This is a genomic window from Paucibacter soli (assembly GCF_037482845.1).
GTDB lineage: Bacteria > Pseudomonadota > Gammaproteobacteria > Burkholderiales > Burkholderiaceae_C > Paucibacter_B > Paucibacter_B soli.
The window spans coordinates 347,120-360,553 of the sequence record NZ_JBBHJW010000001.1; the positions used below are offsets into that span (position 1 = coordinate 347,120).

The following is a 13,434-nucleotide window of genomic DNA, read 5'->3' on the forward strand; positions in this document are numbered from 1 at the left end:
CGCGCTAAGGCTTGGCGACGCGCCAGTCGCGGAACAGATCCAGGTCCACGCCGTCGGGGTAGTTCAGGTAACCGGGCAGGTGGCCCTTCACCCCCTTCACCCCGTACTGCCAGATGATGGCCTTGGTCTGGCGGTCCAGCACGATGACGCGGTCGTGCAGATCGTCCACCACCAGCACGTCGCCAGTGTCGGGCAGTTCGCGGGCGATGGAGGGATGGTCCAGCATGCCCTCGCCCTCGCGCACGAAGTATTCCCAGCTCGGCTTGCCGCTGGCGGGGTCGAAGATCACCACGCGGCCGGGTTTGCTGAAGTCGGCCACGATCAGCTGCTTGCCGTCCACGGTGGGAAAGGTGTCGGAGGGGTAGCGCACATGCGGGGCGCGCACGCTCCACAGCACCTTGCCAGCGCGCGTGATGCGCGAGACCCAGGAATCGCTGATCTCGGTCACCAGGATGTCGCCGTTGTCCATCGGCGTGGCGCCGTTCGGATGGCCCAGGTATTGCGGCGGCTGGTGCTTGCAATGGCCGGGCTGGCCCCATTGGGTCTGGATGCTGCTGTCCTTGGGATCAATGATCAGCACGCGGCAGTTGCGGATGTCGGCGGTGAGAAACATGCCATCGGCCAGCAGATGCGCATCGTCCGGGTAGTTGAGCAGATTGCCCTTGCTGCCGCGCGTGTCGGGCACGCCATAGGTCCAGGTGATGGCGCGCTGCTCGTAGTCCACCAGGTGCACGTCGAAGTTGTCTTCCTCACTGACCGCGAGCAGGCGGCCATCGGCCGAGAAGTTCACATCCTCGTTGCCGCGGTAGAGCTTGAGATTGGGCGAGGGGAACTCCCAGACGATGCGCTTGTCGGGCGCCACCTCGATGAGCCGGTTGTTGCGACGGTCGGCGATCACGATCGGATAGGGCAGCGGCTTGCCCCAGGAGGCCACCGGCTTGCTGCGGCTGCCGGTGACGGGCGGAATCGGCGGCAGCACCGCGCCGCTGGACACCATGCCGGCACCCAGCATCTCGCGCGTGACCTCGACCGCGGTGCCCGGCGCGTCGGCTCGCTGAGCTGGCTTGGGCGCCTTGGCAGCGGCCGGCTCGCACAGCAGCATCAGCGCCGCGAGGGTGAGAAAAGAAAGGCCATGGCGGGTGTTGGGCAGCTTCATGGCGTCACCATGCCGCAAGCGCGCGAGCCAGAGTTTGACCCGGGGCAACAGGCCTACAGACTCTCGCGTACCACCCGGCCGTTCAGCGGCTGCACCTCGCGCGCATTGGGCGCGATCAAGCCGGCCAGCCGCTGCAGTTGCGCGGCCGAGAGCGTCTGCGGCTGTTTCGCAATCAGCCATTGCACGCCCTCGGTACAGGGCGGCGCGGTGAGCGAGCCCTGGTAGGCAAAGTAGCCGCGTTCGGCGGGCAGCAGCGCCGCCGGGTCCAGCGCCAGCCGGCGCTCGGCCTCGCCCTGCGCCGGCAGATCGGGCAGCAGGCCGGCCAGGGCCGGGTGCTCGGCACCCAGGCGGAACCACAGCACCAGGGCCAGCAGCTGGCCGCTGCGGCTCTTGTGCAGCAGGTGCATGGCCATGGGGAAGTCTTCGCCGCGCAGGCGGTCGCCACCGGGCAGGTGGAAATGCAGCTGCTGCAGAGTAAAGGGCTGGCCGCCGATCAGCAGCCGGCTGCCCGCGGCCACGCGCAGCCGCACCGTATGGCCGTCATGCTGCACGCGGGCCGTGCCGGCGCGGTAATCAAAGCGCAGGGCCGGCAGGGCCTGGCGCTGGCTTGCGGCGATGTCCACCGGCGATTGCTGCCGGCCGCTCTCGCATAAGCTGGTCTGGGCGCCGGCATGGGCCGGCAGGGCCAGCGCCAGCAGCGCCGCGACAAACAGGCGGTTCAGAAGCCGACCCGCAGCAGATTCACCGCCGCCACCATGCTGATCGCAAAAGCGCTGCCGTAGCAGCACAGCTTGGCCACCAGGCCCTTGTGGATGCCCACGTCGTGCAGGCTGCACAGGATGCGGTGCGCCGCATGCCAGGCGAACAGCGCGATCACCGCCAGCAGGAACAGCTTGCCCAGGCCGCTCTGCGCCAGCGCCAGCACGCGGGGGTAGCTCAGCAGCTCGGGCGAGTAGAACCAGCCCAGCGGCACCGCCAACCCGGTGATGAAGACCAGGGCCGTGCCCAGCAGCGCCGACAGCATGCCGCCGGCGCCGAACATCAGCCAGAAGATGGGGGCGTTGGAGCGCGGCTTGCTCATGACTGCCACCATGCGGCCAGAAGAAGCACCACCACGGTAGCCAGCGCGGCCGCCGTCCAGCCGGTGCGCTGGATCGCGCCGGCACTCACTTGCTCACCACCCACTTTGATCATGGGCAGGGTCTTGGGCATGATCTGGAACCAGCTGTAGGCATGGATCACAAAGGCCGCCAGCAGCACCAGATGCAACAACAGCGAGAGCGGCGAGCGCAAACCTTGCAGCCAGCCGTTCCAGGCCGCCTCGCCCTGCGCCAGCCGCAGCACGCCCACGCACAGCACGATCGCATAGGCGGCCACCGCGAAGGCGGTGGTCTCGCGCAGCATGTAGCGCATGAAGAAGGGATCGCGCTTCCACCAGCCCGTCATGGGGCGGCGGTAGGGCGGGTGGCGCTTGACCTTGGTGGATGTGGACGGGGTCATGTCTTGCCTCCACGCTTGGAGCCTGGCAGCAGAAAGCGTTTGAAAAAGTAGTCGGTGGCGCTGGTCATCTTGTTTTGATTCACCGCACGCGCCGGGTCCACGCCCTTGGGGCAGACCTCGGAGCAATAGCCCACCGCGGTACAGCTCCACACGCCGTCCTGCGCGTTCAGCACCTCCATGCGCTGGGCTTGGCCGCCGTCGCGCGAGTCGGCGTTGTAGCGGTGCAAGAGGGCCAGCGCGCCGGGGCCGGTGAACTCGGGGTCCAGGCCGAACTGCGGGCAGGCCGCGTAGCAAAGCATGCAGTTGATGCAGGAGCTGTACTGCTCGATGCGTTCCAGCTCCTCGGGCGTCTGCAGATACTCGCCCTGCGCCAGCGTGCGCGGCTGCTTGGGAATGATGTAGGGTTTGACGCTCTCGAGCTTTTGCACGAAGGGCGCCACGCTCACCACCAGATCGCGCTCGATCGGCAGATGCGCCAGCGCCTCCACCCGGATCGGCCCGGGGGCGAAGTCGCGCATAAAGCTCTGGCAGCTCAGCATGGGCTTGCCGTTGATCATCATGCCGCAGCTGCCGCAGATCGCCATGCGGCAGGACCAGCGGAAGCTCAAGGAGCCGTCCTGCTCATCCTTGATCTGCTGCAGGCACTGCAGCACCGACATATCGTCGCTATAGGGCACAGTGAAGCGTTGCCAGACCGGCTCGCTTTCCTGCTCGGGCCGGTAGCGCAGCACTTCGATGACGATGGTTTTGCTGTCAGACATGGCGCGCCTCCGCCTCGGCCTGTGCATCCGCTTTTTCGCCCGCCGCACCATAGGCGCGCGTGCCCGGCGGCGAGCTGGTGATCTTCACGTCGCCGTAGGCAATGCGCGGTGCCTCGGCGCCGGCGTAGTAAGCCAGGCTGTGCTTGAGGAAGCGCACATCGTCGCGCTCGCCAAGCCCCTCATCCAGGCGCTGGTGCGAACCGCGCGATTCCTCGCGCTGCAGGGCCGAGTGGGCGATCGCCTGGGCCACGTCGAGCAGATAGCCCAGCTCGATGGCCAGCAGCCACTCGGTGTTCCAGGCGCGCGAATGATCGTCCAGATGCAGATGCTGGTAGCGAGCCTTCAGCTCGGCCAGCTTGGCGCAGGCGGCGCGCATGGTGTCTGCGCTGCGGTAGATGCCGCAGCCGTCTTCCATGCATTGCGCCATCTCCTTGCGCAGGGTGGCGATGCGCTCGCCGCCGCTGGGCTTGGTGACGAGCGAGAGCGCATGGCCGCGCACCTCCTCGGCCAGGGCGGCAATCGCCGCGCCGTCGCCATGGCCATGCTGGCGTGCGAATGCCGCGGCCTCGGTGCCGGCCAGCTTGCCGAACACCAGCAGCTCGGTGAGCGAGTTGGAACCCAGGCGGTTGGCGCCATGGATGCCCACGCTGGAGCATTCGCCGGCCGAGTACAGGCCCGGCAGCGGCGCCGCGGTCCTGGCGTCGGCCAGGATGCCGCCCATGGTGTAGTGCACCGCCGGCAGCACGGGGATCGGCTGCTTGGCCGGATCGACGCCCAGGTATTGGACGGCGAGTTCGTAGATCTGCGGCAGGCGCTCGCGCAGCTTCTTCTCGCCCAGATGGCGCAGGTCCAGATGCACCACATGGCCATGCGGGCCCTGCACGGTGCGGCCCTTGCGCTTCTCATGCCAAAAGGCCTGGCTGAGGCGGTCGCGCGGGCCCAGCTCCATGGCCTTGTTGCGCGGCTCGGGCGTGGCGGGGCCGAGGCCGTAGTCCTGCAGATAGCGGTAGCCGTCCTTGTTGAGCAGGAAGCCGCCCTCGCCGCGGCAGGCCTCGGTGAACAGCAGGCCGGTGCCGGGCATGCAGGTGGGGTGGTATTGCACGAACTCCATGTCGCGCAGCGGCACGCCATGGCGGTAGGCCAGGGCCATGCCATCGCCGGTGACGATGCCGCCGTTGGTGTTCTCGCGGAACACCCGGCCGGCACCGCCGGTGGCGATGACCACCGCCTTGGCCTGGATCAGCTTGAACTCGCCACTGGCGATCGCTATCGCCACCGCGCCCTGCACGCGGCCCTCATGCACGATCAGGTCGACGCAGAAATACTCGTCCAGGCGCTGGATCTGCGGGAACTGGATCGAGGTCTGGAACAGCGTGTGCAGCATGTGGAAGCCGGTCTTGTCGGCGGCAAACCAGGTGCGCTCGATCTTCATGCCGCCAAAGGCGCGCACGTTCACATGGCCGTCGGGCTTGCGGCTCCAGGGGCAGCCCCAATGCTCCATCTGCACCAGCTCCTCACGCGCCTGGCCGACGAAGTACTCCACCACGTCCTGCTCGCACAGCCAGTCGCCGCCGGCCACGGTGTCGTGGAAATGGGCGTCCAGGCTGTCATGCGCCTGCGTCACCGCGGCGGCGCCGCCCTCGGCCGCCACCGTGTGGCTGCGCATCGGGTAGACCTTGGAGAGCAGCGCCACCCGCGCGCCCGGGTCGGCCTGCGCCACCGCGATCGCCGCCCTCAGCCCGGCGCCACCGGCACCGATGATGAGCACATCCGTCTTGTAGCTGTCCATGTCAGCGCCTCAACACCAGCTTCTGGTACAGGCCGCCAAAATAGCTTTGATGATCGACCGACGCGAGCTGCACGTCGGCCGGCAGGAATTCCTGCAGCGGGTGCTGCCACAGGTCCATCGCGAAGGGCTCGAGCCTGCGGAACACCTGGCGCATCAGCGGGCGCAGCGGATGCCAGCGCATCGGGCGGTGGTAGTCCACGATCACCAGCTTGCCGCCCGGCTTGAGCACGCGCAGCGCCTCGGCCAGGGTGGCGCGGCGCACGGCCTCGGGCTGCTCGTGCAGCAGAAAGAACATCAGCACCTGCTCGTAGCTGGCGTCGGCCGCGGCCAGTGCGCTGGAGTCGCCCTGGATCAGCCTGACGCGCTCGTCGGCCGGCAGTTTCTGCGCCAGGTTGGCCAGTTGCACAGGCAGGATGTCCAGCACGTCCAGGCTGGCATCGGGGGCCAGGTTTTGCCTCAGGCGCGGGGTCAGGTTGCCGTAGACACAGGCCACCTGCAGATTGCGGCCATGGATCGCGGGACTGCCCAGCTCGGCCAGGGCCAGCTCGCGCAGGCGGGCGTAATTGCCAAACAGGATGGCATTCACCAGCCACTCGCGCTCGAAGGTTTGCACCGCCTTGGGATGCACATAGGCCCACCAGTACACCTGTTCCAGATAGCGCGGCACCATCGGCGCTGGCGGCGGACTGAAGGCATCGAGGGTCAGGTCGGCAGCGCGGGGGGTGGGCGGCGTCATGCGGCGATTCCTTGTTCTCTTGTTTCCGATGTCGGCGCCACCAGCCTAGGTCGCTGACTGGAGGGCAAGCTTGATGCAGATCAGTCCGGCCGCCAGCGCACCAAATCTGACGTCCAATACGGCCATGGACATTCAGCAGCAGCAGCAGATCGAAGCCCGGCTTACCGAGCTGGAAATCAAGGCCAGCTACACCGAAGACGCGGTGGAGCAACTCAATGCGGTGATCGTGCGCCAGCAGCAACAGATCGACCTGCTGCTGCGCGAGTTGCTACACCTGCGTCAACAGGCGCCCGAACCCGGCTCGACCCCGTTTCGCAGCCTACGCGACGAATTGCCGCCGCACTACTGAGGGTTCACCCCAGTTCGACGCGGTCGCGCCCCGCCTGCTTGGCGCGATAGAGAGCCCGGTCGGCGCGGCCAAACAGGCTGTCCGCGCTGTCGCCGGCCTGCCACAGCGCGATGCCGAAGCTGGCCGTGATGGCCGGCTCGCTGGCCGAGCCGGGTCGTGCCACCAGGGTGCGCAGGCGCTCCGCCAGGCGCAGCACGCCGGCCGCATCGCTATCGGGCAGCAGCACCGAGAACTCTTCGCCGCCATAGCGAAAGGCCCGGTCCTGCGCGCGCAGCCCGGTTTTCAAGCGCGCGGCAAAGGCGGCCAGCGCCAGGTCGCCCTCACGATGGCCGAAGCGATCGTTGATGGACTTGAAGTGGTCGAGGTCGGCCATCATCACCGCGAAGCTCGGCTGCTGCTGGTCCTGCACGCGCGCCGCCAGCATGCGCACCATCGCCTCGTCCAGCGCGCGCCGGTTGCCCAGGCCGGTGAGGCCGTCGGTCAAGGCCTGCTCGCGCACCTCGGCCTCCGCGCGCATCTTGCAGAGCTGCAGAAAACCCAGATTGGTGACGATGATGTAGACGAAGCCGAACACATAGATCGGCTCCTGCCAGCTCAGCGGCATGTCCAGGTAGCGCAGCTGCGCACCGGCCAGCAGCAGCGCGGCGGCGCGCAAGGGCAGCACCAGCCCCATCAGCAGGTAGAACAGCGCCACCACGCGTTGGATGCGCGCCAGGCTCGGTCGGGCGCTGCGCCACAGCACGCGTGCATTCAGCAGCTCCAGCAGGCCATAGACAAAGCCGTTGAAGATGGTGGCGCCGACATAGTTGGCGCCGGCGATGAAGCCGATCAGCGTGACAGCCAAGCACATGGCTGCCAGCCAGGCGCGGCCATAGCGCAGGCCCAGGAACTGGCGGATCGCCACATAGAAGCCGGCCACGCTGAGCGCGCCCAGCGCATTGCCCAGACCGCCCGAGACCAGGGCCGGCAGTCTGCCGGCATTGGCCAGCAGCAGATAGGCCAGGCCCTGGCAGCTGAGCGCCAGCGTCCAGGTGTGCAGGCCGTTGCTGCGATCCGCCTGTGCGCGTGCCGCCCACAGCATCGCAGCACTCGTGACGAGCGCCAGGGTCTGAGCCATGAACAGGGTTCGAACGTCCACGATGCGATGAAGGAACAAATTGCGCCCTGCGGGCAGGCGCGCATCGTAGCCGCTGCGCGAACAAGGCAAGATAGGCGCCAAGATGAACGGCATTGAGCAACCCGGCTTCAACACCCGGCTATGGCGCCGCTTTCTCGCCATGGCGGCGCCCTATTGGCGCTCGGAGGAACGCTGGCGCGCGCGCGGCATGCTGACCCTGCTGATCCTGCTGCTGCTGGGTCAGACCGGCTTCAATGTGCTGTTCAACCACGAGACCGGCGAGTTCACCTCGGCGCTGGCAGCACGCGACGCCGAACGCTTCTGGGCCTCGATCTGGCGCTGCCTGGCCCTGCTCTCGGCGGCCGTGCCCATCTACGGCCTCTACTACTTCGTGCGCGATACCCTGGGCCTGCGCTGGCGGCGCTGGCTCACCGAGGATTTTCTGCGGCGCTACTTCGGCCAGCATGCCTATTACCGCCTCAACACCATCACCGGCATCGACAACCCCGACCAGCGCATTGCCGAGGACATCAATGCCTTCACCCAGCAGTCGCTCTATTTCTCGATGATCCTGCTCGGCGCGCTGCTGCAGCTGAGCGCCTTTGCCGGCGTGCTGTGGTCGATCTCGAGCACCCTGGTCTACTTTCTGCTGGGCTATGCGGTATTCAGCACCCTGTTCACCGCCGGCGTGTTCGGCCGCCAGCTGATAGGCCTGAACTTCCGCCAGCTGCAGCGCGAGGCCGACTTCCGCTTCAACCTGGTGCGGGTGCGCGAGCATGCCGAGCCGATTGCCTTCCACGGCGGCGAGGCGCGCGAGATGTCGACGCTGCAGCGCGTCTTTGCCGCCCTCTATGGCAACTACCAGCGGGTGCTGCGCTGGCAGTTCAAGCTCAATCTGTTCCAGTATGCGCACAGCTTTCTCACCACCGTGCTGCCCAGCGTGATCGTGGCGCAGCAGGTGCTCGATGGCGAACTGGAGGTGGGCCGCGCGATCCAGGCCGCCGGTGCCTTTGCCGCCATCCTCAGCGCGCTCACCGTGGTGGTCGAGCATTTCGAAAGCCTGAGCCGCTTCTCTGCCGGCATCGACCGCCTGCACGGCTTTGCCAAGGCGCTCGTGCCGCCGGCGCCCGCGCCCGGCGAGGCGCGCATACGCAGCCAGGACGGCTTCACGCTAGAGCTGCAGCGGCTCGACCTCTACACGCCGGGGCGCGAGCATCAGCTGCTGCGCGAGCTCAGCCTCGGCGTGGCGCCGGGCGCGGGCCTCCTGATCGTGGGCGCCAGCGGCGCAGGCAAGAGCTCGCTGCTGCGCGCCATTGCCGGGCTCTGGACCAGCGGCTCGGGCCTGGTGCTGCGCCCCTCCGGCCACGACATGCTGTTCCTGCCCCAGCATCCCTATCTGCCGCTGGGCGATCTGCGCGCGCAGCTGCTCTACCCGCAGCTCGCGCAGGACAGTTCGGACGCCGAGCTGCAGCAATGGCTGGAGCGCGTCAATCTGGGCGACCTGGCGCAGCGCTTCGGTGGCCTGGACGCGGTGCAGGACTGGGCCAAGCTGCTCTCGGTGGGCGAGCTACAGCGCCTGGCCTTTGCGCGCGCCCTGCTCGCCAAGCCGCGCTATCTGCTGCTGGACGAAGCCACCAGCGCGCTCGATGCCGACAACGAGGAGCGCCTCTACGCCCAGCTGCAAGGTCTGGCCATCACCCCCATCAGCGTCAGCCACCATGCGGCGCTGCTCAAATACCACAGCCAAGTGCTGGAGCTGCAGGGCCAGGGCGCCTGGCAGCTGCGGCCGGCCGCCGGCTACCAATGGCACAACCCATGAACCAAGCAGGGCAACACCCGATCCGCGTTGGCACCGCCTCCTGGACCGACAAGAGCCTGCTCGCTTGCGGGCGCTTCTACCCCGCACAATGCAAGAGCGCCGAGGCGCGGCTGCGCTATTACGCCAGCCAGTTCCCGCTGGTGGAGCTGGACTCCAGCTACTACGCCATGCCCGCGCCCAGCACCAGCCAGCTCTGGGCCGAACGCACGCCGCCGGGCTTTGTGATGAACGTGAAGGCCTTCAGGCTCTTCACCGGCCACCAGACCTCGCCCACGGTGCTGCACAAGGACATCCGCGACGCGCTGCCCGCTGCGCTGGCTGCGAAGGCGAACCTCTACTACAAGGACATGCCCGCCGAGCTGCTGGACGAACTCTGGCGCCGCTTCCGAGAGGCCCTGCTGCCGCTGCGCGCGGCCGGCAAGCTGGGCCTGGTGCATTTCCAGTTCTCGCCCTGGACGCTGCACAACACCGCGGGGCTGGCGCAGCTGCGCGAATGCGTGGCCCGCATGGGCGGCGAGCACACACTCAGCGTCGAGTTCCGCCACCGCAGCTGGTTTGCCGAGGCCGCGCAGATCGAGCCCACCCTGGCCCTGCTGCGCGAGCTGGGCGTGGTGCACACCATCGTCGACGAGCCGCAAGGCTCGTTCGCCAACAGCATCCCCGCGGTCTGGGCCATCACCCACCCACGCTACCTGCTGCTGCGCCTGCATGGCCGCAATACCGCTACCTGGAACATCAAGGGCAGCACGGCGGCCTCGGAGCGCTTCAACTACGACTATGGCGCCGACGAGCTGCGCGAGCTGGCCGTCCAGTTGCGCGCACTCATCGAGCATGTGGCCGAGGCCCATGTGATCTTCAACAACAATATGGAAGACCAGGGCCAGCGCAACGCGCGCTCGCTGATGGACATCCTGCAAGCCGAGGGGCTGACGCCCCTCAGGAGCGCGCCAGCGTGCTGACGACGAATCAAGACACTCAGTTGGGTATGCATGCCGTCATCACGCGGCGCGACTTCATCAACGGCATGGCCACGGCTGGCCTGGCGGCCCCGGCCTGCCTGCATGCCCAAGCGGCCGGGGTGGGTGCTGCGGGCGCTGAGGGAGATTTCGGCGGCCAGTCGCTCGCCGCCGCCGCGCCCCTGCATGCGCGCCGCGACGGTGCGCCCCTGCCCGACTGGGCCGAGTTTGCAGACACGCGCGAGCAATACGACCTGGTCGTGGTGGGTGCCGGCATCAGCGGTCTGGCGGCCGCGCAGCTGTACCGCCAGCATGCCGGGCGGCCGGTGTCCATGCTGATCCTGGACGCCGCGCCGGAACTCGGCGGCCATGCGCAGCGCAACGAGTTCACCGCCCGCAACGGCCGGCGCCTGATCGGCTATGGCGGCTCGGAATCGCTCGACTCGCCCGGCCTGTGGTCGCCCGCCGTGCATGCGCTGGTGCGCTCGGTGGGCATCGAGCTGGAACAGTTCAAGGACTATTTCGACAGCGGCTGGCAGGCCCGGCATGGCCTCACGCAAAGCGCCGCCTGGTACGCGCCCGAACTCTGGGGCGAGGGCCGGCTGCTGCGCCGCGCCGCGGGCGAGCCGGCCGCCGACTGGGTGGCACGCACGCCGCTGCTGCCGGCGGCGCAGCGCGACCTGCTGCGCCTGCTGCAGCAGGAGGCAAGACATGACCCCTGGCCGCAACTCACGCGCGCCCAGAAGCGCGCCCGCCTGGCCGGCATCAGCTACGACCGCTTTCTCACCGAGGTGCTGGGCCTGCATCCGCAGCTGACCCTGCTCTACCGCAACCGTACCAGCGGCTATATCGGCGTGGGCAGCGATGCCTGCAGCGCGCTCGATGCCTTTGCCCTGGGCCTGCCCGGTTTTGCCGGCCTGCAGCTGGGCGATGCGGTGGACGCGCTGATGAGCCCCAGCGGCCGCCAGGCCAAGGGCGGGCAGGACGACTACATCTACCATTTCCCCGATGGCAACGCCGGCCTGGTGCGCGCGCTGCTGCGCAGCCTGATCCCGGCCGCCCTGCCCGGCAGCGGCATGGAATCGCTGGTGCTGGCCGAGCGCGACGACACCCAGCTGGACCGCCCGCAAGCGCCGCTGCGCATCCGCCTCGACAGCCCGGTGCTGCGCGTGCAGCACGCGCCCGGCGGCGGCGCGGTGGACATCGGCTACCGCGCTGGCGATGGCAGCCTGCGTCGCTTGCGCGCCGGTCAGCTCGTGCTGGCCTGTTTCCACCGCGTCATCCCCCTGCTCTGCCCCGAGTTGCCGGCCCAGCAGCGAGAGGCGCTGAACGACCAGGTCAGGATACCGCTCATCTACGGCAATGTGCTGCTGAGCCATTGGCGGCCCTTCCAGCGCGCCGGCATCGCCGGCCTCGGCCTGCCTGGCCATCTGTTCGACAGCCTGCGCATCGACTTCCCGGTCAGCATCGGCCGCTACCGCTTTCCCGATTCGCCCGATGAGCCCATCCTGCTGCACTTCGGCGGCGTGGTGCTCGACGGCCCGGCCGGCGCGCCCGAGCGCGAGCAGGCCGCGGCCGGGCGGCGCAAGCTGCTGGGCCTGGGCTTTGCCGAGCTGGAGCGCGAGATCCGCAGCATCCTGCAGGGCGCGCTGGGCCCCTTCGGCTTCGACGCCGCCGCCGACATCGAGGCCATCACCATCAACCGCTGGGCGCATGGCTATGCCTACGAATACATGCGACCCTGGGACACCTTTTGGCCCGCCGGCCCCCTGCCCATGCAGCGCGCGCGGCGCGGCTGGGGCCGCATCGCCATCGCCAACAGCGATGCCGGCGCCTACGCCTATGCCCAGGGCGCCATCGACCAGGCCACACGCGCCGTGGCAGAGCTCTTGCCGCAGGCGCGCCTGCCGCAGTTCTGGCGCCAGCCGGGGCCCCAGCATTTGAAACTACGCCCATGAGCAAGTTCGCCGCCAACCTCAGCATGCTCTATCCCGAGCATGGGTTTCTCGATCGTTTTGCCGCCGCCGCGCGCGACGGCTTCAAGGGCGTCGAGTACCTCTTCCCCTACGACTACCCGGCCGAGGCGCTGGCAGCGCGGCTGGGCGATGCCGGCCTCGCGCAGGTGCTCTTCAACGCGCCGCCGGGCGACTGGGCGGCCGGCGAGCGCGGCCTGGCCTGCCTGCCCGGACGCGAGGCCGAGTTCCGCGCCGGCGTCGAGCGGGCGCTCGCCTACGCCGAGGCGCTGGCCTGCCCGCGCATTCATGTGATGGCAGGTCTTGCGCCCGCTGGCGTCGAGCGCGCGCGCCTGCAGGCCTGCTACGAAGCCAACCTGGCCTGGGCGGCCGCGCAGGCCACGCGGGCCGGCCGCCAGATCCTGATCGAGCCCATCAACCAGCGCGACATGCCCGGCTACTTCCTGAACCGGCAGGACGAGGCGCACCGCATCGTGAACGCGCTGGCCGAGCCGGCGCTGCGCGTGCAGATGGACCTCTACCACTGCCAGATCGTCGAGGGCGACCTGACCACCAAGCTGCGCCGTTATCTTCCGACCGGCCAGGTCGGCCATCTGCAGATCGCCGGCGTGCCCGACCGCCACGAGCCCGACCAGGGCGAGCTGAATTACCCCTGGCTGTTCGAGCTGATCGCCCAGCTGGGCTGGCAGGGCTGGATTGGCTGCGAGTACCGGCCGCGGCGCGGCGCGGTGCCGGGTGGCACGACGGCGGGGCTGGGGTGGATGATGGGCGCCAGATGAAGAAGCCTCGAGCCCCGGCTGCATGGAAGATACGCAAGACCTGCCCCCGGCCAAACACCCGCAATGAAATGATCATCAAGCAAGACCAAGTCCCCCCTCACATCAACGCCCAGCCCGGCTGGGGCCGGGTCGACACCTTTCGCCTCTCGGACGCCGGCGCGCTCACCCAGTTCGGCGCCGCGCTCCAGGTGCTATTGCCCGGCGCGAAGGCCTCGGTCAGGCATTGGCACGAACATGTGGACGAATTCCTGTTCGTGGTCAGCGGGGAAGTGACGGTGACCGAGGACGACGGGCATCACGTCCTGGTCGCCGGCGACGCCGCCTGCTGGCCGGCCGGCGTCGCCAACGGGCACACCGTGTCCAACCGCTCGGATGCTCCCTGCTCCTATCTCATCGTCGGCACGCGTGGTCCCGACCAGTCCGGGCACTATGTCTCCGACCCGGACATACCGGAGACGACGAACCTTGCATAGCGGCAGTGGATTTAGACTTCTCGGCT

General features: G+C 68.5%; 14 protein-coding genes. 6 read left to right on the top strand and 8 right to left on the bottom strand.

The genetic code is table 11. The annotated features are described in order from the left end of the window. Nucleotides 1-4: 4 nt before the first annotated feature. Genes WG898_RS01620 through rquA form a run of 7 tightly spaced genes read right to left on the bottom strand, consistent with a single transcriptional unit; the run spans nt 5 to nt 5,942 of the window. On the bottom strand, nt 5-1,156 hold the full coding sequence (locus tag WG898_RS01620) for an outer membrane protein assembly factor BamB family protein (protein ID WP_339601036.1): 1,152 nt from the start codon (nt 1,154-1,156) through the stop codon (nt 5-7). Nucleotides 1,157-1,209: 53 nt separating this feature from the next. Beyond that, nucleotides 1,210-1,944 carry a carbonic anhydrase gene (locus tag WG898_RS01625; RefSeq protein WP_339601037.1) on the bottom strand — a complete coding sequence of 245 codons (735 nt, stop codon included), beginning with the start codon at nt 1,942-1,944 and terminating at the stop codon, nt 1,210-1,212. Then, nucleotides 1,875-2,237: a fumarate reductase subunit FrdD gene (gene frdD / locus WG898_RS01630; RefSeq protein ID WP_339601038.1), complete on the bottom strand. Its 363-nt coding sequence runs from the start codon at nt 2,235-2,237 to the stop codon at nt 1,875-1,877. Before frdD ends, WG898_RS01625 begins: the two co-directional genes overlap by 70 nt. After that, nucleotides 2,234-2,656 carry a fumarate reductase subunit C gene (locus tag WG898_RS01635; protein ID WP_339601039.1) on the bottom strand — a complete coding sequence of 141 codons (423 nt, stop codon included), beginning with the start codon at nt 2,654-2,656 and terminating at the stop codon, nt 2,234-2,236. Before WG898_RS01635 ends, frdD begins: the two co-directional genes overlap by 4 nt. Beyond that, the gene (locus tag WG898_RS01640; protein ID WP_339601040.1) at nt 2,653-3,417 is read right to left on the bottom strand and encodes a succinate dehydrogenase/fumarate reductase iron-sulfur subunit; all 765 of its coding nucleotides are present in this window, start codon (nt 3,415-3,417) and stop codon (nt 2,653-2,655) included. The genes WG898_RS01635 and WG898_RS01640 overlap by 4 nt, the downstream gene beginning before the upstream one ends. After that, the gene (gene frdA / locus WG898_RS01645) at nt 3,410-5,206 is read right to left on the bottom strand and encodes a fumarate reductase (quinol) flavoprotein subunit (RefSeq protein WP_339601041.1); all 1,797 of its coding nucleotides are present in this window, start codon (nt 5,204-5,206) and stop codon (nt 3,410-3,412) included. The genes WG898_RS01640 and frdA overlap by 8 nt, the downstream gene beginning before the upstream one ends. 1 nt (nt 5,207) lies before the next feature. Then, nucleotides 5,208-5,942 carry a rhodoquinone biosynthesis methyltransferase RquA gene (gene rquA / locus WG898_RS01650; protein ID WP_339601042.1) on the bottom strand — a complete coding sequence of 245 codons (735 nt, stop codon included), beginning with the start codon at nt 5,940-5,942 and terminating at the stop codon, nt 5,208-5,210. Nucleotides 5,943-6,066: 124 nt separating this feature from the next. Here rquA and WG898_RS01655 point away from each other — a divergent pair, with 124 nt between their 5' ends. Further along, nucleotides 6,067-6,291 carry a SlyX family protein gene (locus WG898_RS01655; RefSeq protein ID WP_339601603.1) on the top strand — a complete coding sequence of 75 codons (225 nt, stop codon included), beginning with the start codon at nt 6,067-6,069 and terminating at the stop codon, nt 6,289-6,291. Nucleotides 6,292-6,295: 4 nt separating this feature from the next. Here the strand turns inward: WG898_RS01655 and WG898_RS01660 are convergent, their stop codons facing one another. Next, entirely contained in the window at nt 6,296-7,429 is a 1,134-nt protein-coding gene (locus tag WG898_RS01660) for a GGDEF domain-containing protein (RefSeq protein ID WP_339601043.1), read from the bottom strand. A gap of 82 nt (nt 7,430-7,511) precedes the next feature. On the opposite strand from WG898_RS01660, the gene WG898_RS01665 reads away from it, so the two are divergent. From WG898_RS01665 to WG898_RS01685, 5 genes are all read left to right on the top strand, one after another. Then, nucleotides 7,512-9,227: an ABC transporter ATP-binding protein/permease gene (locus tag WG898_RS01665; RefSeq protein ID WP_339601044.1), complete on the top strand. Its 1,716-nt coding sequence runs from the start codon at nt 7,512-7,514 to the stop codon at nt 9,225-9,227. Further along, entirely contained in the window at nt 9,224-10,186 is a 963-nt protein-coding gene (locus tag WG898_RS01670) for a DUF72 domain-containing protein (protein WP_339601045.1), read from the top strand. Before WG898_RS01665 ends, WG898_RS01670 begins: the two co-directional genes overlap by 4 nt. A gap of 26 nt (nt 10,187-10,212) precedes the next feature. Then, the gene (locus WG898_RS01675; protein WP_339601046.1) at nt 10,213-12,141 is read left to right on the top strand and encodes an NAD(P)-binding protein; all 1,929 of its coding nucleotides are present in this window, start codon (nt 10,213-10,215) and stop codon (nt 12,139-12,141) included. Further along, nucleotides 12,138-12,935 (top strand): 2-oxo-tetronate isomerase, encoded by a 798-nt coding sequence (gene otnI / locus WG898_RS01680; RefSeq protein WP_339601047.1) that lies wholly within the window; start codon nt 12,138-12,140, stop codon nt 12,933-12,935. The genes WG898_RS01675 and otnI overlap by 4 nt, the downstream gene beginning before the upstream one ends. A 68-nt stretch (nt 12,936-13,003) precedes the next feature. Further along, complete coding sequence (locus WG898_RS01685) at nt 13,004-13,408, top strand: cupin domain-containing protein (protein ID WP_339601048.1); 405 nt, start codon at nt 13,004-13,006, stop codon at nt 13,406-13,408. Nucleotides 13,409-13,434: the final 26 nt, after the last annotated feature.

Excerpts from the sequence above, each read along its gene's own strand:
- WG898_RS01670 (WP_339601045.1), top strand. The coding sequence starts at position 9,224 with ATGAACCAAGCAGGGCAACACCCGATCCGCGTTGGCACCGCCTCCTGG.
- WG898_RS01635 (WP_339601039.1), bottom strand. The coding sequence starts at position 2,656 with ATGACCCCGTCCACATCCACCAAGGTCAAGCGCCACCCGCCCTACCGC.
- otnI (WP_339601047.1), top strand. The coding sequence starts at position 12,138 with ATGAGCAAGTTCGCCGCCAACCTCAGCATGCTCTATCCCGAGCATGGG.
- WG898_RS01675 (WP_339601046.1), top strand. The coding sequence starts at position 10,213 with ATGCATGCCGTCATCACGCGGCGCGACTTCATCAACGGCATGGCCACG.
- WG898_RS01655 (WP_339601603.1), top strand. The coding sequence starts at position 6,067 with ATGGACATTCAGCAGCAGCAGCAGATCGAAGCCCGGCTTACCGAGCTG.
- frdD (WP_339601038.1), bottom strand. The coding sequence starts at position 2,237 with ATGAGCAAGCCGCGCTCCAACGCCCCCATCTTCTGGCTGATGTTCGGC.
- rquA (WP_339601042.1), bottom strand. The coding sequence starts at position 5,942 with ATGACGCCGCCCACCCCCCGCGCTGCCGACCTGACCCTCGATGCCTTC.
- WG898_RS01640 (WP_339601040.1), bottom strand. The coding sequence starts at position 3,417 with ATGTCTGACAGCAAAACCATCGTCATCGAAGTGCTGCGCTACCGGCCC.
- WG898_RS01665 (WP_339601044.1), top strand. The coding sequence starts at position 7,512 with ATGAACGGCATTGAGCAACCCGGCTTCAACACCCGGCTATGGCGCCGC.
- WG898_RS01620 (WP_339601036.1), bottom strand. The coding sequence starts at position 1,156 with ATGAAGCTGCCCAACACCCGCCATGGCCTTTCTTTTCTCACCCTCGCG.
- frdA (WP_339601041.1), bottom strand. The coding sequence starts at position 5,206 with ATGGACAGCTACAAGACGGATGTGCTCATCATCGGTGCCGGTGGCGCC.
- WG898_RS01685 (WP_339601048.1), top strand. The coding sequence starts at position 13,004 with ATGATCATCAAGCAAGACCAAGTCCCCCCTCACATCAACGCCCAGCCC.